The sequence below is a fragment of the Allobosea caraganae genome, assembly GCF_003351345.1.
Lineage (GTDB): Bacteria > Pseudomonadota > Alphaproteobacteria > Rhizobiales > Beijerinckiaceae > Allobosea > Allobosea caraganae.
Map to the genome: position 1 here is coordinate 75,227 of NZ_QQTO01000035.1, position 23,773 is coordinate 98,999.

The following is a 23,773-nucleotide window of genomic DNA, read 5'->3' on the forward strand; positions in this document are numbered from 1 at the left end:
CGCCGGGGTTGGCGATACGCTGGACATCATCGGCGATCTGGTTCCAGATTGAGCCCAATGGGCGCGAGACGCCCACGCAACGAAACCACGGGGATTTTCCATGCGTCATGTAGCGAAACTGGTAGCGGCTTCCGCCTTTGCCGCGTTGATGACGGCGCCCGTCCTGGCCCAGACGCCGAAGGACGCGATCGTCATGGCCAAGCAGATCGACGACATCATCTCGCTCGATCCGGCCGAGGCCTTCGAGTTCTCGGGCGTCGAAGTCGGCGCCAACGTCTACGACAAGCTGATGGGCGTCGACCTGAAGAACAACAACGCGCTGGTCGGCGAGCTCGCCCAGAGCTGGACCGTCAGCCCCGACAACCTGACCTACACCTTCAAGCTGCGCCCCGGCGTCAAGTTCCACTCCGGCAACGCGCTGACCGCCGCCGACGTGGTCTACTCCTTCCAGCGGGCGGTCACGCTCAACAAGTCGCCCGGCTTCATCCTGGCCCAGTTCGGCTTCAGCAAGGACAACGTCCTTGAGAAGGTGAAGGCGACCGACGACGCCACGCTGGTCGTCACCGTCTCCAAGCCCTTCGCGCCGACCTTCTTCCTCAACTGCCTGACCTCCGGCGTCGCCTCGATCGTCGACTCGAAGCTGGTCAAGGCCAATGAGAAGGACGGCGATTTCGGCAATGCCTGGCTCAAGCTGAACTCGGCCGGCTCTGGCGCCTACAAGGTCCGCGCCTACCGCCCGAACGAGCAATATGCGCTCGACGCCAACGAGGCCTGGTACAAGGGCGCGCCGAAGAACAAGCGCGTCATCGTCCGCCACGTCGCCGAGCCGGCCTCGCAGCGCCTGCTGCTGGAGAAGGGCGATGTCGACATCGCCCGCAACCTCTCGAAGGACCAGCTCGCCGCGGTGAAGAGCAACGCCAATGTCGAGATCGTCCAGGGCGACAAGGGCTACATCCTCTATCTCGGCCTGAACCAGAAGAACCCGAACCTCGCCAAGCCCGAGGTGCGCGAGGCGCTGAAGTACCTGGTCGATTACGACTCGATCGAGCGCAACATCGTCGAGGGCACCTATAAGGGCCACGAGTCGTTCCTGCCCAAGGGCTTCCTCGGCGCCATCACCGACAAGCCCTACAAGTTCGACCCCGCCAAGGCGAAGGAGCTGCTCGCCAAGGCCGGCCTGCCGAACGGCTTCACCGTCACTATGGACACCCGCTCGGTCAACCCGATCACCGACATCGCGCAGGCGGTGCAGTCGACCTGGGCCCAGGCCGGCATCAAGCTCGAGCTCATCCCGGGCGACGGCAAGCAGACCCTGACCAAGTACCGCGCCCGCACCCACGACATCTATATCGGCCAGTGGGGCCCGGACTATCTCGATCCGCACACCAATGCCGAGACCTTCGCCATCAACGAGGATAACGGCGAGGAGGCGAAGTCGAAGACCCTGGCCTGGCGCAACGCCTGGGACATCCCGGCCATGACCAAGGTCACCCAGGCCGCGGTGCTGGAGAGCAGCGCCGAGAAGCGCAAAGCCGAGTACGAGGGCCTGCAGCGCGAGCACCAGAAGGTCTCGCCCTTCGTCATCATGTTCCAGCAGGTCGAGGTCTCGGCCGACCGCAAGGGCATCAGCGGCTGGGCCATCGGCCCGAGCTCCGACACCAACTTCTACGCCCCCATCGTCAAGAACTGAGCCCACGGCTCCGATATCCCCGCCGCGACCTCACCAGGTCGCGGCGGGCTTCTTGCTATTTCCGAAAAGCGCCCGGTCCCGGGCGGCAGCGTGAATTCGGTCGGTTGAATGGCGTCATCGCGTGAGACATGGGCGGGTTGGTCGACCCGCTGGGGCAGGATCGCCGGGCGAGAGCTCACCACGGTCGCGATCACCATGTTCGGCCTGTTGCTGGTGACCTTCCTGATCGCCCGCGTCATCCCGATCGACCCGGTGCTCGCGGTCGTCGGCGACAATGCCAGGCCCGACGTCTACGAGAAGGCGCGGCTCGACCTTGGGCTCGACAAGCCGCTCTGGCAGCAATTCGTCATCTATATCGGCAAGGTCTTCACCGGCAATCTCGGCACCTCGGTGCTGACGGCGCAGGCCGTGACCGAGGACATCAAGCGCGTCTTCCCGGCGACGCTGGAGCTGGCGACGCTCGGCACCATGATCGGCGTTTCGCTCGGCATTCCGCTCGGCGTGCTCGCCGCGGTCTACCAGGGCCGCTGGCCCGATCAGGTCGCCCGCGTCATCGGCCTGTTCGGCTACTCCATCCCGGTCTTCTGGCTCGGCCTGATGGGGCTCCTGCTGTTCTACGCCAAGCTCGGCTGGGTCGGCGGACCCGGTCGCATCGGCGTCGCCTGGCAGGATTTCGTCACGCCGGTCACCGGCGTGCTGCTGATCGACGCTGCCATGCAGGGCGAGTGGGAGGCGTTCTGGGACGGCTTCTCGCACCTCATCCTGCCCTCGGCCGTGCTCGGCCTCTACAGCCTCGCCTATGTCAGCCGCATGACCCGCAGCTTCATGATCACCGAGCTGCAGCAGCAATACGTCATCGCCGCCCGCGTGAAGGGCATGTCGGAGGCCCGCGTGATCTGGCGTCATGCGCTGCGCAACGCCTTCGTGCCGCTGGTCACCGTGATCGCGCTCTCCTACGCGCACCTGCTCGAAGGCTCGGTGCTGACCGAGACGATCTTCGCCTGGCCGGGCCTGGGCCGCTACATCACCAACGCCCTGCTCAACGCCGACATGAACGCCGTGCTCGGCGGCACCCTGGTGATCGGCGCGGTCTTCATCGGCGTGAACCTGTTCTCCGACATTCTCGGCCGTCTGGTCGATCCCAGGACGCGGTGAGCCCGATGAGCACCTGGACCGAATACCTCGTCACCGATTCCCCCGCCTCGCGCCGGCAGGCCAAGCTCGGCCAGCTCTACCGGCAATGGCTCGCCTTCCGGCGCAACGCGCTTGCGGTCATCGGGCTTTGCATCGTCGTCGCGCTGCTGCTGATCGCCGCCTTCGCGCCGCTGATCGCGACCCAGGACCCGCTGCTGCAAAATCTCGACGGCCGCCTGCTGCCGCCCTCCGCCGCCCATTGGTTCGGCACGGATTCGCTTGGCCGCGACATCTATAGCCGCATCGTCTACGGCGCCCGCGTCACCCTGGTCATCGTCATGCTCGTCGTCATCACGGTCGGGCCGCTCGGCCTCTTGATCGGCGCGGCCTCGGGCTATCTCGGTGGCTGGGTCGACCGGCTGCTGATGCGCATCACCGACGTCTTCCTCGCCTTTCCCCGCCTTGTGCTGGCGCTGGCCTTCGTCGCGGCGCTCGGGCCGGGGCTGGAGAACGCGGTCATCGCCATCGCCTTCACCGCCTGGCCGCCCTATGCCCGCGTCGCCCGGGCGGAGACGCTGATCATCCGCAATCAGGACTACATCTCGGCCGTGCGCCTGCAGGGCGGCTCGCAATGGCGCATCGTGCTCAGGCATGTCGTGCCGATGTGCCTGCCCTCGCTGATCGTGCGCACCACGCTCGACATGGCCGGCATCATCCTCACCGCCGCCGGCCTCGGCTTCCTCGGGCTGGGCGCGCAGCCGCCGATCCCGGAATGGGGCGCGATGATCTCGGCGGGGCGCGAGCAGATCTTCGACCAATGGTGGGTCGCGACCTTCCCGGGCCTCGCCATCTGCATCGTCGCGCTCGGCTTCAACCTGCTCGGCGACGGGCTGCGCGACGTCATGGATGCGAGGTGAGATGATGCGCGCTCCCGACACGCCCCTCGAACAGCCGCTCCTCGAACTCGACAACCTGCGCGTCAATTTCCACACCCCGACCGGCATCGTGCGCGCCGTGCGCGGGCTCTCCTTCTCGCTCGGCCGCGAGCGGCTCGGCATCGTCGGCGAATCCGGCTCGGGCAAGTCGATGACCGGCCGCGCCATCCTCGACCTCATCCCCTATCCCGGCGAAGTGCTGGCCGACCGCATGGTCTATCGCGGCCAGGACCTGCTCACGATGGACAAGCGCTCGCGCCGCAAGCTGCGCGGCCGGCATATCTCCATGGTGATGCAGGACCCGAAATACTCGCTCAACCCGGTCCACACCGTCGGCGAGCAGATCGCCGAGGCCTACCGCGTCCACCACAAGGCGAGTTCGCGCGAGGCCAGGGAGCGCAGCCTCACCATGCTGGAGGCCGTGCAGATCCGCGAGCCCGCCCGCGTCTACGAGCTCTACCCGCACGAGGTCTCCGGCGGCATGGGCCAGCGCGTGATGATCGCGATGATGCTGATCGCCGAGCCCGACATCCTGATCGCCGACGAGCCGACCTCAGCGCTCGACGTCACCGTGCAGCTGCAGGTGCTGAAGATTTTGGACGATCTCGTCACCAGCCGCGGCATGGGCCTGATCTTCATCAGCCACGACCTGCACCTGGTGAAGTCCTTCTGCGACCGCGTCATCGTCATGTATGGCGGCAAGGCGATGGAGACGTTGGCCGCCGGCGAGCTGGAACAGGCGCAGCACCCCTATACCCGCGGCCTGCTCGGCTGCCTGCCCGATCTCGACCACCCCAAGGCGACGCTCGCCACCCTGAACCGCGACCCGGCATGGCTGGCATGAGCACGCCGAGCAAGATGATCGTTGTCGGCTCGACCTCTTCCCCCTCCCCCCGCTTGCGGTGGGGAGGGCCGGGGTGGGGGGGAGAGTGTCTTGGCCGCACGGTCGCGTCTCTTCCTGCACGCCCCCCCATCCCTAACCCTTCCCCACCGCAAGCGGGGGGAAGGGGACGCCGTTGGGCTTCTTCGCGCAGCGGGGTGTCGGCATGAGCACGCAACCCGCCATCTCCGTCGAGAAGCTGAACGTTTCCTTCGGCGATTCCCACGTCGTGAAGGACCTCTCCTTCGCGGTCGCGCCGGGTGAGAGCTACGGCATCGTCGGCGAATCCGGCTCGGGCAAGTCCACGGTTCTGCGCGTGCTCGCCGGGCTGAACCGCGACTGGAGCGGCGAGGCCAACATCCTCGGCAAGAGCCAGCCGAAAATCCGCAACAAGGCCTTCTACCGCGCGGTGCAGATGGTCTTCCAGGACCCGTACGGCTCGCTGCATCCGAAGAAGACGGTCGACGACGCGCTGGCCGAGCCGCTGGCGATCCACGGCATCCGCGACGCCGAGGCCCGGATCGGCCGGGCCATGAGCGATGTCGGCCTGCCGGGCTCGTTCCGCTTCCGCTATCCTCACCAGCTCTCCGGCGGCCAGCGCCAGCGCGTCGCCATCGCCCGCGCGCTCGTGCTGGAGCCGACCATCCTGCTCCTGGACGAGCCGACCTCGGCGCTCGACGTCTCCATTCAGGCCGAGGTGCTGAACCTGCTCCAGGCGCTGCGCCACGAGCGCAAGCTGACTTACATTCTCGTCAGCCACGATCTCGCCGTCGTCGCGCATATGTGCGAGCGTCTGCTCGTCATGCAGTTCGGCCGTGGCGTCGAGGAGATGACGGCCGGAACGCTCGCTGCCCGCGCGCCGCAGACGGCCTACGCCCAGCAATTGCTGACGGCGAGCGAGGGCTTCCGGCGCATGGCTGGCTGATCGGACGACAGGACGGCTGCGCGCTATCGTCGCTTGGGTGCCTTTGCGAAACCGTCTAAGTCTCGTCGCAGCAGCCGGCTAGCGTGAGCCGAATTTGCCGTCACGGAGTACCAAGCCATGGACGCCATCGCCGACCGCGTTTTGAAGCTGGAGACCGTGCCCGAGCGCACGCCCGTTCCGCCCTTCGATCTGGTGATCTTCGGCGCCGGCGGCGATCTCGCCCTGCGCAAGCTCTTCCCGGCGCTGGCTCAGCGCAACGAGGAGGGCGTGCTCCCCGAGGAGAGCCGTATCCTCGGCATCGTCCGCAAGGCTGAGGATGTCGAGGGCCTGCCCAATGAAGTCGCCAAGAAGCTCAAGGATTCCGGCCTTCCGGCCGACCGGATCGCGGCTTTCCTGCACCGGCTCACCATGGTGCAGATGGATGCGCTGAAGCCCGAGACCTATGCGGCGCTGAAGACGGCCCTTGGTGATTCCGACCGCGTCCGCTCCTTCTACCTCTCGACGCCGCCCGACCTCTTCATCCCGATCTGCGAGAACCTCTCAAAGGCCGAGATCCTGACGCCGACCTCGCGCGTCATCCTGGAGAAGCCGCTCGGGCGCGATCTCGCCTCGGCCCGCGCCATCAACGACGCCGTGGCCAAGATCCTGCCGGAAAGCCGCACCTACCGGATCGACCATTATCTCGGCAAGGAGACGGTGCAGAACCTGCTCGTCCTGCGCTTCGCCAACACGCTGTTCGAGCGCTCATGGTCGAGCCGCGACATCGACAACGTCCAGATCACGGTCGCCGAGACCGTCGGCCTGGAACAGCGCGCCGGCTATTACGACAAGGCCGGCCATCTCCGCGACATGGTGCAGAACCACGTCCTCCAGCTCCTCTGCCTCTTCGCCATCGAGCCGCCGAACCTGCTCGAGGCCGATGCCGTCCGCGACGAGAAGGTGAGGGTGCTCAAGGCGCTGCGGCCGATCGTCGGGCCCGACGTCCAGCGCTACACCGTGCGCGGCCAGTATGGGCCGGGCGTGGCCGAAGGCGCGCGGGCCAAGGGCTACGTCGATGAACTCGGCCAGCTCAGCAACACCGAGACCTTCGTCGCGATCCGCTGCGAGATCGACACCTGGCGCTGGGCCGGCGTGCCGATCTTCCTGCGCACCGGCAAGCGCCTGGCGCAGCGCTATTCCGAGATCGCGGTCACCTTCAAGCCGGTGCCGCATTCGATCTTCGGAGCAGCCCCCGGCTGCGACCAGCTCAATGCCAACCGCCTCGTCATCCGTCTCCAGCCCGATGACGGCGTGCAGCTCCAGCTCATGATGAAGGTGCCGGGCTCGGGGAAGCTCAAGATCGTGCCGCGCCAGCTCGACCTGCGCTACGACACCGCCTTCGGCGTGCGCTCGCCCGACGCCTATGAGCGCCTGCTCACCGACGTCATCCGCGGCGACCAGACCCTGTTCATGCGCCGCGACGAGGTCGAGCAGGCCTGGAGCTGGATCGACCCGATCCTCGCCGGCTGGCAGGAATACTACCCGCAGCCGCATCGCTATGCCGCCGGCTCCTGGGGGCCGTCGCAGGCGATCGGCCTGATCGAGCGCGAGGGCCGCTCCTGGGCCGATCCGGAACTGATGGAATGAGCGCCGGACCCGTCGCCTGGTACCGTTTCGAGAACCTGCCCGACGTCTCGGAGGCCCTGGCCGAGGCGGTCGCCGTCGGGCTCTCCGCCGCCATCGCCGCCCGCGGCGCGGCGCTGCTCGCGGTGCCCGGCGGCACGACGCCGGCGCGCTTCCTCAAGGCGTTGGGCGAGCACGCCGTCGCCTGGGACAAGGTCACGGTGCTGCCGACCGACGAGCGCTTCGTCGCGCCGAACGATCCGGCCTCGAACGAGCGCATGATCCGCGAGACCTTCGCCCCCCTTCGCGAGGGCGGCGCCGGCTTCGTCTCCTTCCACAATGCCGGCGACGACCTCGCTGCGGCTGCAGCCAGCCTCGACAAGGTGCTCGCGCGCCTGCCGCCGGTCGACGTCCTGGTCAGCGGCATGGGCGCGGATGGCCACATCGCCTCGCTCTTCCCCGGCGACGAGGTGGCGGCGGGCGCGGGCGATGCGGTCCATGCTGTCGCGGCGAGGCCTGCCGGCTTGCCGCCGCGCATCTCGCTCTCGCCTGCCAGATTGAGGTCGGCTGGCTGGGCGGCGCTGCTGATCGCGGGTGACGACAAGGAAGAGACCTTGAAAGCGGCGCAGGAGCTTCCGGCCGCCTATCCCGTCGGCATCCTGCTGCGCCGCGCGCAGGGGCTCGACGTTTACTGGGCCAAGGCGTAAGCGCAGCCCATCAGGAGAAATCACATGTCAGCCGAACCCGAAATCGCGCGCCTCAATGCTTGCGGCGTCGTCCCCGTCGTCGTCATCGACGATGTCGAGGTCGCCGTACCGCTGGCGCAGGCGCTGCTTGCGGGTGGCATCGACGTGATCGAGATCACCTTGCGCCGTCCGGCCGCCATGGCGGCGCTGGAGACGATCGCCCACAAGGTCCCCGAAATCCTCACTGTCGCCGGCACGGTGGTGACACCCGGCCAGGTCTCCGACGTCAAGCAGGCCGGCGCCCAGGCCGTGGTCAGCCCCGGCTTCAGCGAGCTGGTCGACAACGCCATGCGCGCGGCCAACCTGCCCTGGCTGCCCGGCGTCGCCACGGCCTCGGACTGCATGCGCGCGGTCGCGGCGGGGCGCCTGACCTGCAAGTTCTTCCCGGCCGAGCAGGCCGGCGGCACGGCGACGCTGAAGGCGCTGTCGGGTCCGTTCCCGCAAATGAAGTTCTGCCCCACCGGCGGCGTCAGCCTGACCAATCTCGGCGACTACCTCGCGTTGAAGCAGGTCATTTGCGTCGGCGGCTCCTGGCTGGTGCCGGGTGATGCGGTCGCAGAGCGCAACTGGGCGAAGGTGACGCAGCTGGCGAAGGAAGCGCGCGAGACGGTTGCGGCGCTTCGGGGCTGACCCAACGGCCGGACCGAGCAAACCCCTTCCCGTCATGGTCGCCCTTGTGGCGACCATCCACGTCTTCGCTTGTCGCAGGCGGTGGTCAAGACGTGGGTGCTCGGGACAAGCCCGAGCATGACGGTCAGCCCAGCCGCTCCACAGCCAGCTCCGCGATTGCCAGCGACGAGGTCAGCCCCGGGCTCTCGATCCCCAGCAGGTTGACCAGCCCGGCCACGCCATGCGCCTCCGGCCCGTCGATGCGGAAATCCGGCATCGGCTCGGTCGGTCCATGCAGCTTCGGGCGGATGCCTGCGTAATCAGCGACCAGCGCGCCGTCCTTCAATCCCGGCCAATAGGTCCTGATCGCCGCGTAGAAGCGCTCGGCCCGGGCGGGATCGACCACCAGGTCCTGATCGTCCTCGACCCATTCGACATCCGGCCCGAACTTGACCCGCCCGGCCATGTCGATCGTCGCGTGGATGCCCAGGCCCGCCGCCTCCGGCACCGGGTAGATCAGGTGGCTGAAGGGCTGCTTGCCGAGCAGCGAGAAGTAGTTGCCCTTGGCGAAGGACTGCTTCGGCACGTGCTCCGCCGGAAAACCTTCGAGTTGGCCCAGCAGGCGCGGCGCGCCATGGCCGGCCGAGTTGACGATGCTGTTGACCGTATAGGTTGCCGGGTCCTCGCCGCCGAAATCGACGCTGAACCCCTCGGCCTCGCGCCGCCAGCCGGCAATCGGCGTGTTGAGCGCGAGCGAGCCGCCCGCCGCCTCGCATTCGCCGAGCAGCGAGAGCATCAGGGCGTGGCTGTCGACCACGCCGGTCTCGGGCGAGAGCAAGGCGAGCTCGCAGGCGACTTCCGGCTCCAGCGCCCGCGCCTCGGCGGTCTCGACGAAGCGCAGCGAATCGACGCCCGAGGCCGCGGCCCGCGCCGCGATGCCTTCCAGCACCGGCCGCTGGCTCGCTGAGGTCGCGACGATCAGCTTGCCGCAGGCCTTGTGCGGCAGGCCGCGCTCGTTGAGGTAGCGATAGAGCCGCTGGCGCCCTTCGACGCAGACCCGCGCCTTCAGCGAGCCCGGCGGATAATAGATTCCGGCATGGATGACCTCGCTGTTGCGCGCCGAGGTCTGCGTGCCGATGCCCTCCGCCGCCTCGGCGATCACGACCTCGCGGCCGGCAAGCGCCAGAGCCCGCGCCACCGCGAGGCCGACGACGCCGGCCCCGATCACAAGGCAATCGATATCGCTCATGCTCTCGTCCTTCTCCCCTCGGGGGAGAAGGTGTCGCCGCAGGCGACGGATGAGGGAAGGATGGACAGGACGGCCATAGCAACCATAGGATTCAGCGACACTTCCCTCATCCGTCTCGGCTTCGCCGAGCCACCTTCTCCCCCGAGGGGAGAAGGAAGCGCGCGCCCCTGCATCCTTTAACCAGCCCGCTGCGGCATGGCGATCTCGACCAGGCTCGCCCAATAGGTCACGCCGACCGGGATCGCCTTGTCGTCGAACTCGTAGGCCGGGTGGTGCAGGCCGGCGGAATCGCCGTTGCCCATGAAGATATAGGCGCCGGGGCGCTCCTCCAGCATGTAGGAGAAGTCCTCCGAGCCCATGGTCGGCGGGATCTCGGTGTCGATCGCGTCCTTGCCGAAGACGTTCTTCGCCGCGCTGGTGACGAAGTCGGTCTGGCCGGCATGGTTGAAGGTCACCGGGTAGCCGCGGTCATAGGCGAGGTCGCAGAGCAGGTTGAACGACAGCGCGAAGCCGGCGACGATCTCGCGGAAGCGCTTCTCGGCGAGGTCGCGCATCTCCGGCGAGAGCGTCCGCACCGTGCCCTTGATCTCGACATGCTGCGGGATGACGTTGAACGTGTCGCCCGCCTTGATCTGCGTCACCGAGACGACGAGGGATTCGAGCGGGTCGGCATTGCGCGAGACGATCGTCTGCAGCGCCGTGACGAGGTGGCAGGAGGCGATCAGCGGGTCGTTCGTCTCGTTCGGCTTGGCGGCATGGCCGCCGCGGCCCTCGATCTTGATCAGGAAGCGGTCGGCGGCCGCCATCATCGGCCCCTTGCGGATGGCGAACTTGCCGACCGGCAGGCCGGGCATGTTGTGCAGGCCGTAGATCTCCTGCACGCCGAAGCGCTCCATCAGCCCGTCCTTGCACATCTCCTTGCCGCCGGCGCCGCCCTCTTCGGCAGGCTGGAAGATCACGATCGCGGTGCCGTCGAAATCGCGAGTCTCGGCCAGGTACTTCGCGGCGCCGAGCAGCATGGCGGTGTGCCCGTCATGGCCGCAGGCATGCATCTTGCCGGGTACGGTCGAGCGATGCTCGAGATTGGTCTCCTCATGGATCGGCAGCGCGTCCATGTCGGCGCGCAGGCCGATGACCTTGCCCGAATTCTGGTTCTTGCCCTTGATCACGCCGACCACGCCGGTGCGGCCGATCCCGGTCACGACCTCGTCGACGCCCCACGCCTTCAGCTTGTCGGCGACGATGCCGGCCGTCCGCTGCACGTCGAAGAGCAGCTCGGGGTTGCGGTGGAAGTCGCGACGGATCGCGGAGATCTCCGGTGCCAGCGCGGCAATGAGTTCGGATTTAGGCATCATGTCCTCGGACAGGTCTGGGGTGACTTCGCAGAAAGCGGGTTGTCAGACAGCCAAGCTAGCGCGGGGCGCCTGCCTCTGTCCAAGCCTGTTGCGGCATGAGGGGTGGGAACGAGGCGAATGGCGAATGAAATCCTTCGCGCGCGAAGCGCATGCGCGGCAGCCGCCCGGCCGCAAGCCGCGGGTCCTAGAGCATCGGACCGAAAAGTGGAATCCGGTTTTCGGAAAGATCCGATGCAATAACAAAGGTCTAGATCGCCACTCTGCGTCCGATAGGACGCACGGCAATCTAGATCGGCATCTTGAAGACGAAGCTCGTCACTCCGTCCACTGAGGAGACATCGAGCGTGCCCGCGTGAGCTTTGGCGATCTCGGAAGAGATGTAGAGCCCGAGGCCCAGCCCGGCATGGTCCGGCTTGGCCGAGGCGCGCACGAACGGCTTGAACAGCTCGGAGGCGACTTCCGGCGGGATGGGCGGTCCCGCGTTCGAGACTTCGAGCACGAAAGTGCCGGGCAATGTCTCCGCACGCACCCGCACCGGTGTCGCCGCATCGCCATGCATCAAGGCATTGCCGAGGAGATTGGACAGGAGCTGGCCAATCCGCCCGATATCGCATCGCACCCGCCCGGAGACTTGCAGGTCGGCTTCGATCGACCGTTCCGGATGTGCCGAGCGCAGCTCCTCGACGACCTGCCGTAGCGCCGGCGTCAGCTCTTCGGTTGCCGTTCGCTCGACGATCAGCCCGCCGCCCATCCGGCCGCGCGCGAGGTCGAGCACGTCGTTGATCAGGGCCGACATGCGCCAGGCCGATTTCTGCATCAGCTCGAGGATGGACCTTGCCTTGTCGTTGACCCCGGTGCGGATGGCGAGGCGCGCTCCGGCCTCGATCGAGGCCAGCGGGTTGCGCAGATCGTGCCCGAGCACGGCGATGAACTGCTCCCGCAACTCGGCCGTGTGGCGCTCGCTCGCAAGGCTGACCTCGCTGGCCGATATCCTCCGATGGGCATCGAGATGAAACGCGATGAGTTCCGCGAACAGCTTGAACATGCCGATCGTCGCCGGGGTGTTCAGCTTGTGCGGCGTCGGATCGATGGCGCAGAGCGTCCCGAAAAAGCTGCCATCCGCCAGCACGATCGGCATCGAGATATAGCTTTGGAAGCCGTATCGCGCGGGGGTGTGGTGTTGGCAGAAGGTCGGATCGGCGGCGACGTTGTCGATGATCACCGCCTGGCGGCTGTCGCGGATCTCGTTGCAGATCGTGGTCTCGATCTGCAGCTCGCCGCCGGGCTCGAGCCCGAACGCAATCTCGTCGCGCACGCCGCAGGCGACCCAGCGGTCCTCGGTGACCCGCGCCACCGCCGCAAAGCCCATGCCCGTCGTGCGGCAGACGACCTCGAGTATGGTTGGAACGGCGTCGATCCGGGCAATGGCCGCAATATCGGCTGGGAGATCGGTCATTCACGGCTCCGGCCCGCTCGCTGGGAGCCTCCAGCAACGTCACATTTTCTAGCCGCCGTCGTTGTCAAAAGCTAGGTTGGGCCGCGTAATGGTGCGCGTCCCTTCTCTCGGCTAAGAGGAGCGACGCGCGGAGGCAGACGCTGCGCGCCCGATTCTCGCTGCAACGAAGTGACGCTCCATGCCCGAATTCCAGGCTATCTCCGAAGTCGTCATCCCCGAACTACCGAACTACTACCGCGGCAAGGTCCGGGAGAACTACGACCTGCCGGGCGGGCGCCGCATCCTGATCTCGACCGACCGGCTCAGCGCCTTCGACCGCGCCATTGCCTGCATCCCGCTGAAGGGCCAGGTGCTGACGCAGACCGCCCGGTTCTGGTTCGAGCACACGGCCGACATCTGCCCGAACCACGTGCTCGAATACCCTGATCCGAATGTCGTGGTCGGGCGGCTGCTCACCATCCTGCCGGTCGAGATCGTGGTGCGCGGCTATCTCGCCGGCACGACCAGCACCTCAATCCTGACCATGTACAAGAAGGGCGCGCGCGAGATGTACGGCGCCCGCTTCCCCGATGGTCTCCGCGACAACGAGGCGCTTCCCGAGGCGATCATCACCCCGACCAGCAAGGCCTTCGACGGCGGCCATGACGAGCCGCTGACGGCGTCCGGCATCCTGGCGCAGGGGCTGCTGACCAGCGCGCAATGGGAGGCGGTGTCGGGCTATGCGCTCAAGCTCTTCGCCCGCGGCCAAGAGCTGGCGCGCGAGCGGGGCCTCATCCTCGCCGACACCAAATACGAGTTCGGCACGGATGCGGACGGCAAGATCATCCTCGCGGACGAGATCCACACGCCCGACAGCAGCCGCTACTGGTTCGCCGAAAGCTATCCCGAGCGCTTCGCCAGGGGCGAGAAGCCCGAGAGCTTCGACAAGGACTTCGTCCGCAACTGGGTCGCGGCGCGCTGCGACCCCTACAAGGAAGACATCCCGGAGATACCGGCGGAGCTGATCCGGCAGACCTCGGACGTCTACATCAAGGCCTTCGAGGCCGTCACCGGCGGCACGTTCGAGCCGCCGCCGGCCGGTGAAGATCCGCAGGAGCGGATCAGGAAGAACCTGGCGCGGTACTTCTGAGGTTGCTGCGTCACTTTGCAGGGCCGTTCAACCTCTTGTGAGGGAACGCTCGGCCGGTCGGCGTGTTACTCTCCCGCTAGTTGTCTTGAGTGGGAGGCCGCCATGCGCCGCCTGATCGTTCTCGCCGCTTCTCTTCTGCCCCTGTTGACCTTCGCCGCGACCGACGCGTCCGCACAACGGCGCTTTGGCGGTGGCGGTGGTTTCCACGCCGGAGGGTTCTATGGCGGCGGCATCCGCGCCGGAGGCTTCGGCTTCGGCAACCGGGGCTTCGTCCGTCCGGGATTCGGCGGCTACCGCGGTGGTTTCAGGCCCGGAGGCTTCGGCTATCGCCCCGGCTTCTATCGCGGCGGCTACGGCTATCGCGGCGCCTATTTCGGACGACCCGCCTATTACGGGCGCCGTGGCTACTATAATAATTGGGACTGGGGCGCGGCCGGCCTGTTCGCCGGCACGGCGCTGGCCGCGGGCGCTCCCTATTACGGCTACTACGACGCGCCCTATTACCCCTATTACTACCGCCCGCCGCTCTACGCGGCTCCGGCATCTGCGGAGGCTGGCGGCTATTGCGCGACGCCGGTGCGCACCTGCGCCCTGATCGACCCGGCGCAGATCGGCACGGGCTGCTCCTGCCGCGTGACACAAGGCCGGGCGCGCGGGACGGTGGTCGGGCCGTAGCGAACGGGTTTGGTGGGCTCAGACGCCGTACTGCGTCCGCCACGTCGCCAGATCATCGAGCGAGACGTTGGAGCCGCAGAGCACCAGGCCGACGCGCTCGCCCGGCTTGAACATGTCCTTGCGCGAAATCGCCGCCGCGACGACGCAGGCCGCGGCCGGTTCGAGCAGTACGCGGCCGTTCTGCAGCACCCAGACGATCTCGCGCACGGCGTCGGCATCCGGCACCACGATGATGTCCTCGAGGAATTGGCGCGCCGCCGCCATCGTCCGCTCGGTCGCGAACGGGGCGCCGAGTGCGCGCGCGATCGAGGTCGGGCGGATCGGCACCGGCTTCCCGGCTTCGAGCGCCTGGGTCATCGTGGTCGCGCCCTCGGTCTCGACGCCGTGGATGCGCACGGCCGGGTCGAGCCCCTTGAGCGCCGCGCCGACGCCGGCCGCGAAGCCGCCGCCGCCGATCGAGATGAAGACATGGTCGAGCCGGCCGCTCGCGTCACTGGCGAGTTCGAGCCCGAGCGAGCCATGGCCGGCGATGATCGCCGGGTCGTCGTAGGAATGGACGTTGGTCATGCCCGTGGCGGCGTAGTCGTCGGCCTTGGCGAAGGCGGCGATGGCGTCTTCGCAGAGCTCGACCTCGCCGCCCATCTGCTTGGTCAGCTCGATGTTGAACGGGGCGACGTTCTTCGGCATCAGCACCAGCGCCTTGGCGCCCATCGCGGTCGCGACCATCGAGACGGCGATGGCGTGGTTGCCGCCGGAGACGGTAACGATGCCGCGCTTCAACTCGTCCTCGCTCAGCGACATCAGCTTGTTGAAGCAGCCGCGCACCTTGAACGAGCCGGCAAGCTGCAGGCTCTCGACCTTCACCACCGTCTCGACGCCGAGCCGGGCCGAGAGGCCGGCGCTGTGGAAGGTCGGCGTGCGCCTGACCTTGCCGGAGATGCGGGCGGCGGCGGCCTGGATATCGGCGAGGGTGACGTCGAAATTCATCGGGCTGGGCTTCTCTCTTGCTTCTGACCGGTTTTCTTGGACCGGGCCGAGGCCGGCTGCATGATCGCGCAGCGGCACATCAACGCGCCCAGCGCAGCCCGGTCAAGCGGCTTGAGGTGATTGACGCTGTCCACGAGTTGCGTAGCGTGCCGGCACGAAACCTGCCTGCAACCCGGCTTTTCTGGAGAACCGACCTCGTGAATCTCACCCCCAAGGACATGCTGGCGAAGCTGGTTTCGTTCAACACCGAGTCGCAGCGCAGCAATCTCGACCTGATCCACTGGTGCCGCGACTACCTCGCCAGCCACGGCGTCGAGAGCACGATCGTGCCGAGCCCGGACGGCATCAAGGCCAATCTCTACGCCACGATCGGCCCCAAACTCCCCGGCGGCGTCGTGCTCTCCGGCCATACCGACGTGGTGCCTGTGGCGGGCCAGGACTGGACGTCGGACCCCTGGACCCTGACCGAGCGCGACGGCAAGCTCTATGGCCGCGGCGCCTGCGACATGAAGGGTTTCGACGCCATCGCGCTCGCCCTCGTGCCGGAGATGCTGAAGGCGCCGCTGAAGCGCCCGGTCCATATCGCGCTCTCCTATGACGAGGAGGTCGGCTGCTTCGGCGCGCGCGTCATGATCGACGCCATGGTCAAGGCGGGCCTGCAGCCCTCCGCCGTGATCGTCGGCGAGCCCTCGATGATGCAGGTCGTCACCGGCCATAAGGGCGGCACCCGCATGAAGACCACCGTGCGCGGCCATGCCGTGCATTCCAGCCGCGTCGATATCGGCGTGCCCGCCGTCATGATCGCCGGCCAGCTCATCGCCTGGCACAGCGAGGTGATGGAGGAGAACAAGGCCCGCACGCCGAACGATAACGGCTTCGAGCCGCCCTACACGACCTTGCATGTCGGCGTCGTCCAGGGTGGCACGGCGGTCAACATCACCGCCGAGCATTGCTCGTTCAGCCATGAGGTCCGCGTGATTCCCGGCGACAAGGACGCGGCCTATGTCGAGCGCTACCGCGCCCGCATCGCCGAGCTCGACGCCAAGATGAAGGCGATTGCCCCGGAAACAGGCATTACCATGGAGATCACCTCCTTCACGCCGCCGCTCGGCCCGGAGGCGCAGGGCGAGGCCGAGGCGCTCTCGCGCCGCCTGACCGGCGACAATGGCAGCCATGTCGTGGCCTACGGCACCGAGGGCGGCCTGTTCCAGGCGGCCGGCTGGTCGACCGTGGTCTGCGGCCCCGGCGACATCGCCCAGGCGCACCAGCCCGACGAGTTCATCACCATCGAGCAGCTCGACGCTGGCACGAAATTTGTTCGTGGCGTGATTGCCGAACTGTCACGCTGATCCTGTATCGGCCGGTCGCCAGGGCATGATGCCGAACCGAAGGTCCGCACTAGCGAATAGCGGGAACCGGTTTTCGGACCACGTCATGCTCCAGCTCTATGGCCGGCCGAACGGGGCCGTCTGGCAACGGCATGCGACACTTGCGTGAAGCTGTTCGCATGATCGTGTGCACTACAACTTGCGCCCGCAAGAAAGTTCAATCTGGAACAAAATAAGGCGCGCAGGCTGGACGTATACCAGAAAAGCGTCATTAATCTGCCGCCTTGACCCGGGGCCAACGCACGCCCTGGTCGACCGCTCCCGGGAGGAGTGGGTGTAGAACCGATTGGGAGCATTCCATCATGTCATTCAGGTCGACCTGCCTTGCCGCCGCGGCGGTTTTGGCTCTCATGTGCGGGGCTGCACAGGCGCAGACCCTGCGCTATGCCAACCAGGGCGAGCTCAAGTCGCTCGACCCCTATACCGTCAATGAAACCACCACCAACGCCCATCTCGGCCACCCCTACGAGGGCCTGACGGCGCGCGGCAAGGATCTCAAGATCGAGCCCGCCCTCGCCGAGAAGTGGGAGATCTCGCCGGACGGCCTGAAATGGCGCCTGTACCTGCGCAAGGGCGTCAAGTTCCAGGGCGGCGAGGACTTCACCGCCGACGACGTGATCTTCTCGTCCGAGCGCGTCCGCGCTCCCGGCTCGAACTTCACCACGCGCGTTCCGACCGACTCCAAGTTCGTCAAGGTCGACGACTACACGGTCGACGTCATCCTGACCTCGCCGAACCCGATCCTGAACGCCCAGTGGGACACCTGGTATATCATGTCGAAGAAGTGGGCGGAGGCGAACAACGCCGTCGCCCCGACGCCTGCCGCCGCGACGACGCCGAGCTTCGCCTCGCTCAACGCCAACGGCACCGGCCCGTTCAAGATCGAGAGCCACCAGCCAGGCGTGAAGACCGTCTTCAAGCGCAACGAGAACTACTGGAAGCCGATCGAGAGCAACCTCAAGGAGATCATCTTCACGCCGATCTCCTCCGACGCGACGCGTGTTGCAGCCCTGCTCTCCGGCGAGGTCGACGTCATCGAGCCGGTTCCGGTGCAGGACATCCAGCGCGTCAACGCCTCGGGCAACGCCCAGGTCCTGACCGGTCCCGAACTGCGCACCATCTACCTCGGCATGGACCAGATCCGCGACGAGCTGCTCGAATCGAACGTCAAGGGCAAGAACCCCTTCAAGGACATCCGCGTCCGCCAAGCCTTCTACCAGGCGATCGACATCGAGACGATCAAGTCCCGCGTCATGCGCGGCCTCTCGACGCCGTCGGCGCTGATGATCGCGCCGGAGCTCTTCTCGCATGCCGGCTTCACCCGGCCGAAGTTCGACGTCGAGGCCTCCAAGAAGCTCCTCGCCGAGGCCGGCTATCCGAGCGGCTTCGAGGTCGGCATGGACTGCCCGAACGACCGCTACGTCAATGACGGCCAGATCTGCCAGGCCATCGTCGGCATGCTCGCGCGCGTCGGCGTCAAGATCAACCTGAACGCCCAGCCCAAGGGCCAGTACTTCGCCAAGGTGCTGAAGTCCGGCGGCTACAAGACCTCGTTCTTCCTGCTCGGCTGGACGCCCGGCACCTTCGACAGCCATAACGTCCTCAACGACATCATCGGCTGCCGCGACAACCCGAACTCCTCGCGCGGCGAGACCAACCTCGGCGGCTACTGCAGCAAGGCGGTGGACGCGCTGACCGACAAGATCCTGGTCGAGTCCGACACCGCCAAGCGCAACGAGATGATCAAGGAAGCGTACAAGATCTCGACCGACGAGATCGGCTACATCCCGCTGCACCAGCAGGCTTTGGCCTGGGGTGTGTCGAAGAAGGTCAAGCTGGCCCAGCGCGCCGACAACTCGGTGCTGTTCTACTACGCCACCAAGGAGTGATGTGAGGGAGGCGCGGGGCAAGCCCGCGCCTCCCTTCGTCCACGACTGCCCGGCCTTCATCCTCCGCGACGTCGCTCCTGACGGGCTGACGTTTCGGCATGAGGGCTGAAGTCATTGTTCCGAAGTTGCTGCCGGCGACCGCCCGGCTTTTATCGAACACAAGGCGGCCATGCTCGCTTTCATCCTGCGTCGGCTCTTCCAGTCGCTCCTCGTCATGCTGGCGGTGGCGCTCATCGCCTTCACGATGTTCCGCTTCGTCGGCGATCCGGTGAACCAGCTCGTCAGCCTCGACACGCCGGCAGCGCAAGTCGCCGAGATCAGGCGCTCGCTCGGCCTCGACGATCCGGTCGTGGTCCAGTTCCTCCGCTACATCTACAACGCCGCCCGGCTCGAATTCGGCGTCTCCTACCAGTTCCGCCTGCCGGTGATCTCGCTGCTCGGCGAGCGGGCTCCCGCGACGCTCGAGCTCGCCTTCATGTCGGCCCTGTTCTCGCTTGCGGTCGGCATCCCGATGGGCGTCTACACGGCTTTGCGCCGCGATAGCTGGCTCGCCAAGATATTCCAGGCCGTGTCGCTGGTCGGCATCAGCCTGCCGACCTTCCTGATCGGCATCCTGCTGATCTACCTGTTCTCGGTCACGCTCGGTTGGCTGCCCTCGTTCGGGCGCGGCGACGTCGTCAAGATCGGCTCGTGGTGGACGACCGGGCTGCTCACCGGCTCGGGCTGGAAGGCGCTGATCCTGCCCTCGATCACGCTCGGCCTGTTCCAGATGACGCTGATCATGCGCCTCGTCCGGGCCGAGATGCTCGAGGTGCTGCGCACCGACTACATCAAGTTCGCCCGCGCCCGCGGCCTCAAGACCCGCGCCGTCCATTTCGGCCACGCGCTGAAGAACACGCTCGTGCCGGTCATCACCATCGCCGGCCTGCAGCTCGGCTCGATCATCGCCTTCGCCATCATCACCGAGACGGTGTTCCAGTGGCCGGGCATGGGCCTGCTCTTCCTGAAGGCGGTGCAGCAGATCGATATCCCGATCATGGCCGCCTACCTGATGCTGATCTCGTTCCTGTTCGTCAGCATCAACCTGATCGTCGACCTGCTCTACGCCGCCGTCGATCCGCGCCTGCGCGCGACCATCGGCGCCCATTGAGAAGGCGAGCCATGAGCACTCTCGATATCTCCCCTGGACGGCGGTTCCCTGCTCCTTCCCCCCGCTTGCGGTGGGGAAGGTTGGGATGGGGGGACGGAAAGCAGGAACTCTATCCTCTCTCGTCGCACCCGGCGGCGCTGCCCCCCACCCAAACCCTCCCCACCGCAAGCGGGGGGAGGGCTTCCGCCCGGCGCCCGGACCATGCGCCGCGCTTCCTGGTTTCTTGTGGTGGAACGCCATGACCATGCCCATTCCGCCGAAAAAAGTGCCCTCGCTCTGGGCCCGTATCCTCGACAGCGACATCCTCGCGAGCTTCCTGCGCTCGAAGGTGACGATGGTCGCCGCGCTGATCGTGCTGCTGCTCTTCATCGGCGCCGCCTTCTCGCCCTGGATCGCGCCGACCAACCCGTTCGATCCGGCTTCGGTCTTCCTGGCCGATGCCAACATTCCGCCGGCCTGGCAGGATGGCGGCGATCCCCGCTTCATCTTCGGCACCGACGACCAGGGCCGCGACCTCTATTCGGCGATCCTCTACGGCCTGCGCGTCTCGCTCGTCATCGGCGGCCTCGGCGTGCTGCTGGCGGCGACGATCGGCATCACGCTCGGCCTGCTCGCCGGCTATCTCGGCGGCCGGGTCGACGCGCTGATCATGCGCATCGCCGACGTCCAACTCACCTTCCCGGCCATCCTGATCGCGCTTTTGATCGACGGCGTCGTGCGCGGCATCTTCCAGCACGCCTCGCGCGAGGACACCGCGCTCTACGTGCTGGTGATCTCGATCGGCCTGAGCTTCTGGGTGCAGTATGCCCGCACCATCCGCGGCTCGACCCTGATCGAGCGCAACAAGGACTATGTCCACGCCGCCCGGCTCGTCGGCCTGCCGGCGCCGCTGATCATGCTGCGCCACGTCCTGCCCAATGTCATCGGCCCGGTGCTGGTCATCCTGACGATCAACCTGGCGCTGGCGGTGATCACCGAGGCGACGCTCTCCTTCCTCGGCGTCGGCCTGCCGCCGACCCAGCCCTCGCTGGGAACGCTGATCTCGATCGGCAACCGCTATCTCTTCTCGGGCGACTGGTGGATCGTCACCTTCCCGGGCGTGACCTTGGCCATCCTCGTCCTGGCGGTGAACCTGCTCGGCGACTGGCTGCGCGACGCCTTGAATCCGCGGCTGAGATAGTGCCTGCGGATTACGCAATTCGCCCTTTTGCCATGCGCTCCGCGCGCATTGGACCCGTGACTCAAGCGCAGGCTGCGCCTAACATTCGCAGCTTCGCCGGCCCGATCGCGGGCCGCTTTTGGGGAGGCATGTTTCTATGAAACCGCGTTTTCTCGCGCTCGCCGCGGCGCTGATCGGAGTATCGGCGCTGGCTCTGGGCGTAGCCGAAGCCCGCCCGCTGAAATGGGCTGCCGCAGGCGATGCCCTGACGATCGACCCGCACGGCCAGAACGAGGGCCCGACCACCTCGCTCAACCAGCACATGTACGAGAGCCTGACCGAGCGCGACCATGCCGGCAAGCTCGGCCCGCTGCTCGCCACCTCCTGGCGCGTGCTGCCGGACGATCCGACCACCTGGGAGTTCAAGCTGCAGGACGGCGTCAAGTTCCATGACGGCGCGCCCTTCACCGCCGACGACGTGGTGTTCTCCTATGAGCGCGCCATGCAGCCGACCTCGGACTTCAAGGGCTACCTGACCTCGATCGAGAAGGTCAGCAAGGTCGACGACCTGACGGTGAGGATCAAGACCAAGGGGCCGAACCCGCTGCTGGTCAACAACACCTCCTCGATCCGCATCATGAGCAAGGCCTGGGCGGAGAAGAACAACGCCGTGAAGGCGCAGGACTTCAAGAACAAGGAAGAGAACTTCGCCGTCCGCAACGCCAACGGCACCGGGCCCTTCGTCCTGGTCTCGCGCGAGGCCGACGTGAAGACGGTGATGAAGCGCAACGACGCCTACTGGAACAAGGCCAAGGTGCCGCTCGAGATCACCGAGCTCACGCTCGTGCCGATCAAGCAGGACGCGACCCGCATCGCGGCTCTGCTCTCCGGTGAGGTCGACTTCGTCCAGGACGTGCCGGTGCAGGACATCGCCCGGCTGAAGAACCAGCCCAAGGTGCGCGTCACCTCCGGCCCCGAGAACCGCACCATCTTCTTCGGCATGGACGTCGCCTCCGCCGACCTCAAGGGCGACGACGTCCAGGGCAAGAACCCCTTCGCCGACAAGCGGGTCCGCCAGGCGCTGAACATGGCGATCAACCGCCCGGCCATCCAGCGCGTCGTCATGCGCGGTGAATCGGTGCCGACCGGCATCATCATGCCGCCCTTCGTCAACGGCTGGACCAAGGAGCTCGACGCCGCGCCCGCGACCGACGTCGCCAAGGCGAAGTCGCTGCTCGCGGAGGCCGGCTATCCGAACGGCTTCTCGACCACGCTGCACTGCTCGAACGACCGCTACGTCAATGACGAGGGCATCTGCCAGGCCGCGGTCGGCATGTTCGGCCAGATCGGCGTCAAGGTGAACCTAGTCTCGCAGTCGAAGTCGATCCACTTCAACCTGATCCAGAAGAACCCGGCCGAGACCGAGTTCTACCTCGTCGGCTGGGGTGTGCCGACCTACGACAGCGACTACATCTTCTCCTACATGTACCACACGCGGACCGGCTCGCAGGGCAGCTGGAACGCCACCGGCTACTCCGACAAGGACGTCGACGGCATGATCCAGTCGCTCTCGCGCGAGGTCGACCTGACCAAGCGCAATGCGACCATCGCCAGCCTGTGGACCAAGCTGAAGGACGAGACGATCTACCTGCCGATCCACCACCAGTCGCTCAGCTACGGCATGAACTCCACGCTCGATATTCCCGTCGACGTGGCGAACAACCCGAAGCTGAAGATGGTGTCGTTCAAGGGCTCGTAGCCCGTCGCGGAGTTCGATCGGGCCGCGTCTCCGGCGCGGCCCGGTGCGTTTGAAAGGGGCAAGGACAAGCGATGCTCGCCTATATCCTGCGCTCATTGATGCAGGGGCTGGTGGTGATGCTCGCCGTCGCCTTCATCGCCTTCTCGATGTTCCGGTTCGTCGGCGATCCGGTCGTCAACATGCTCGGCCAGGAGGCGACCTTGCAGGATCGCGCCGAGCTGACGCAGCGCCTCGGCCTCAACGACCCGGTGCCGCTGCAATTCGCCCGCTTCGTCGCCGATGCCGCGACCGGCGATTTCGGCATCTCCTACCGCCAGGGCCGCAAGGTCTCCGCGCTGATCATGGAGCGCCTGCCGGCGACGGTCGAGCTCGCGCTGCTCTCGGCCATCTTCGCCTTCGTCGTGGGCATCGCGCTTGGCGTCTACGCCGCGATCCGGCGCGACGGCTGGATCGCCAACCTCGTCATGTCGCTCTCGCTGATCGGCGTCAGCCTGCCGACCTTCCTGATCGGCATCGGGCTGATCTACATCTTCGCCGTCGAGCTGCGCTGGCTGCCCTCGTTCGGGCGCGGCGACGTCACCCATATCGGCTGGTGGTCGACTGGGCTCTTCACCGTGAGCGGGTTGAAGTCGCTGGTCATGCCGGTGCTGACGCTCGGCTTCCTCCAGCTCACCTTGATCATGCGCCTCGTCCGCTCCGAGATGCTCGAGGTGATGCGGGCCGATTTCATCCGCTTCGCCCGCGCCCGCGGCATCCCCGAGCGCCGGATCGAGTTCCGCCACGCGCTGCGCAACACCATGATCCCGGTCATCACCATTGCCGGCCTCCAGCTCGGCGGCGTCATCGCCTTCGCCATCGTCACCGAGACGGTGTTCCAATGGCCGGGCCTGGGCGCGCTCTTCGTCAACGCGGTGCAGTTCGTCGACGTGCCGGTGATGTCGGCCTATCTGCTCTTCGTCGCCTTCGTCTTCGTGCTGACCTCGCTGATCGTCGATCTCGTCTATGTCGCACTCGATCCGCGCCTGCGGGTCCAGGCCATGGCGAAGTGAGGCGGCG

General features: G+C 66.7%; 20 protein-coding genes. 16 read left to right on the forward strand and 4 right to left on the reverse strand.

The features are described from left to right. Positions 1–100: 100 nt before the first annotated feature. The 8 genes from DWF00_RS24300 (at position 101) to eda (ending at position 8,542) form a co-directional block, all read left to right on the forward strand. Positions 101–1,690: an ABC transporter substrate-binding protein gene (locus DWF00_RS24300; RefSeq protein ID WP_114830354.1), complete on the forward strand. Its 1,590-nt coding sequence runs from the start codon at positions 101–103 to the stop codon at positions 1,688–1,690. Positions 1,691–1,798: 108 nt separating this feature from the next. Further along, positions 1,799–2,845, forward strand: coding sequence for an ABC transporter permease (locus DWF00_RS24305; protein ID WP_114830353.1), 1,047 nt, complete (start codon positions 1,799–1,801; stop codon positions 2,843–2,845). A 5-nt stretch (positions 2,846–2,850) separates the two neighbouring features. Further along, positions 2,851–3,741 carry a nickel transporter permease gene (nikC, locus tag DWF00_RS24310; protein ID WP_114830352.1) on the forward strand — a complete coding sequence of 297 codons (891 nt, stop codon included), beginning with the start codon at positions 2,851–2,853 and terminating at the stop codon, positions 3,739–3,741. Between the two features lies 1 nt (position 3,742). Then, positions 3,743–4,603: an ABC transporter ATP-binding protein gene (locus DWF00_RS24315; RefSeq protein WP_245974271.1), complete on the forward strand. Its 861-nt coding sequence runs from the start codon at positions 3,743–3,745 to the stop codon at positions 4,601–4,603. Between the two features lie 202 nt (positions 4,604–4,805). Further along, on the forward strand, positions 4,806–5,564 hold the full coding sequence (locus tag DWF00_RS24320; protein ID WP_114830432.1) for an ABC transporter ATP-binding protein: 759 nt from the start codon (positions 4,806–4,808) through the stop codon (positions 5,562–5,564). Between the two features lie 117 nt (positions 5,565–5,681). Continuing rightward, a complete protein-coding gene (gene zwf / locus DWF00_RS24325; RefSeq protein ID WP_114830351.1) occupies positions 5,682–7,190 on the forward strand; it encodes a glucose-6-phosphate dehydrogenase in 1,509 nt (502 codons plus the stop codon). After that, positions 7,187–7,873 (forward strand): 6-phosphogluconolactonase, encoded by a 687-nt coding sequence (locus tag DWF00_RS24330; protein WP_114830350.1) that lies wholly within the window; start codon positions 7,187–7,189, stop codon positions 7,871–7,873. The genes zwf and DWF00_RS24330 overlap by 4 nt, the downstream gene beginning before the upstream one ends. A gap of 24 nt (positions 7,874–7,897) precedes the next feature. Continuing rightward, a complete protein-coding gene (gene eda, locus DWF00_RS24335; protein WP_114830349.1) occupies positions 7,898–8,542 on the forward strand; it encodes a bifunctional 4-hydroxy-2-oxoglutarate aldolase/2-dehydro-3-deoxy-phosphogluconate aldolase in 645 nt (214 codons plus the stop codon). A gap of 124 nt (positions 8,543–8,666) precedes the next feature. Here eda and DWF00_RS24340 read toward each other — a convergent pair whose 3' ends face one another. The 3 genes from DWF00_RS24340 to DWF00_RS24350 all read right to left on the reverse strand — a co-directional run bounded on the left by DWF00_RS24340 (position 8,667) and on the right by DWF00_RS24350 (position 12,581). Beyond that, positions 8,667–9,770, reverse strand: coding sequence for an NAD(P)/FAD-dependent oxidoreductase (locus DWF00_RS24340; protein ID WP_114830348.1), 1,104 nt, complete (start codon positions 9,768–9,770; stop codon positions 8,667–8,669). Positions 9,771–9,946: 176 nt separating this feature from the next. Further along, positions 9,947–11,122, reverse strand: coding sequence for a M20 aminoacylase family protein (locus tag DWF00_RS24345; protein ID WP_114830431.1), 1,176 nt, complete (start codon positions 11,120–11,122; stop codon positions 9,947–9,949). 289 nt (positions 11,123–11,411) lie between these two features. Further along, positions 11,412–12,581 (reverse strand): GAF domain-containing sensor histidine kinase, encoded by a 1,170-nt coding sequence (locus DWF00_RS24350; RefSeq protein WP_114830347.1) that lies wholly within the window; start codon positions 12,579–12,581, stop codon positions 11,412–11,414. A gap of 178 nt (positions 12,582–12,759) precedes the next feature. Between DWF00_RS24350 and DWF00_RS24355 the strand changes: the two genes are divergently transcribed. Together DWF00_RS24355 and DWF00_RS24360 are read left to right on the forward strand one after the other, a co-directional pair. After that, on the forward strand, positions 12,760–13,710 hold the full coding sequence (locus DWF00_RS24355) for a phosphoribosylaminoimidazolesuccinocarboxamide synthase (RefSeq protein ID WP_114830346.1): 951 nt from the start codon (positions 12,760–12,762) through the stop codon (positions 13,708–13,710). 102 nt (positions 13,711–13,812) lie between these two features. Continuing rightward, entirely contained in the window at positions 13,813–14,385 is a 573-nt protein-coding gene (locus tag DWF00_RS24360; protein WP_114830345.1) for a hypothetical protein, read from the forward strand. An 18-nt stretch (positions 14,386–14,403) separates the two neighbouring features. On the opposite strand, the gene DWF00_RS24365 is transcribed toward DWF00_RS24360, so the two are convergent. Continuing rightward, positions 14,404–15,372 carry a threonine ammonia-lyase gene (locus DWF00_RS24365; protein WP_114830344.1) on the reverse strand — a complete coding sequence of 323 codons (969 nt, stop codon included), beginning with the start codon at positions 15,370–15,372 and terminating at the stop codon, positions 14,404–14,406. Positions 15,373–15,569: 197 nt separating this feature from the next. On the opposite strand from DWF00_RS24365, the gene argE reads away from it, so the two are divergent. The 6 genes from argE (at position 15,570) to DWF00_RS24395 (ending at position 23,766) form a co-directional block, all read left to right on the forward strand. Beyond that, the gene (argE, locus tag DWF00_RS24370) at positions 15,570–16,721 is read left to right on the forward strand and encodes an acetylornithine deacetylase (protein ID WP_114830343.1); all 1,152 of its coding nucleotides are present in this window, start codon (positions 15,570–15,572) and stop codon (positions 16,719–16,721) included. Positions 16,722–17,062: 341 nt separating this feature from the next. Next, positions 17,063–18,649 (forward strand): ABC transporter substrate-binding protein, encoded by a 1,587-nt coding sequence (locus DWF00_RS24375; protein WP_114830342.1) that lies wholly within the window; start codon positions 17,063–17,065, stop codon positions 18,647–18,649. A gap of 169 nt (positions 18,650–18,818) precedes the next feature. Then, entirely contained in the window at positions 18,819–19,799 is a 981-nt protein-coding gene (locus tag DWF00_RS24380) for an ABC transporter permease (protein ID WP_114830341.1), read from the forward strand. Positions 19,800–20,037: 238 nt separating this feature from the next. After that, positions 20,038–20,979, forward strand: a complete 942-nt coding sequence (locus tag DWF00_RS24385; RefSeq protein ID WP_114830340.1) for an ABC transporter permease — start codon at positions 20,038–20,040, stop codon at positions 20,977–20,979. Positions 20,980–21,115: 136 nt separating this feature from the next. Beyond that, positions 21,116–22,717, forward strand: a complete 1,602-nt coding sequence (locus DWF00_RS24390; protein WP_114830339.1) for an ABC transporter substrate-binding protein — start codon at positions 21,116–21,118, stop codon at positions 22,715–22,717. Positions 22,718–22,788: 71 nt separating this feature from the next. Further along, a complete protein-coding gene (locus DWF00_RS24395) occupies positions 22,789–23,766 on the forward strand; it encodes an ABC transporter permease (protein ID WP_114830338.1) in 978 nt (325 codons plus the stop codon). Positions 23,767–23,773: the final 7 nt, after the last annotated feature.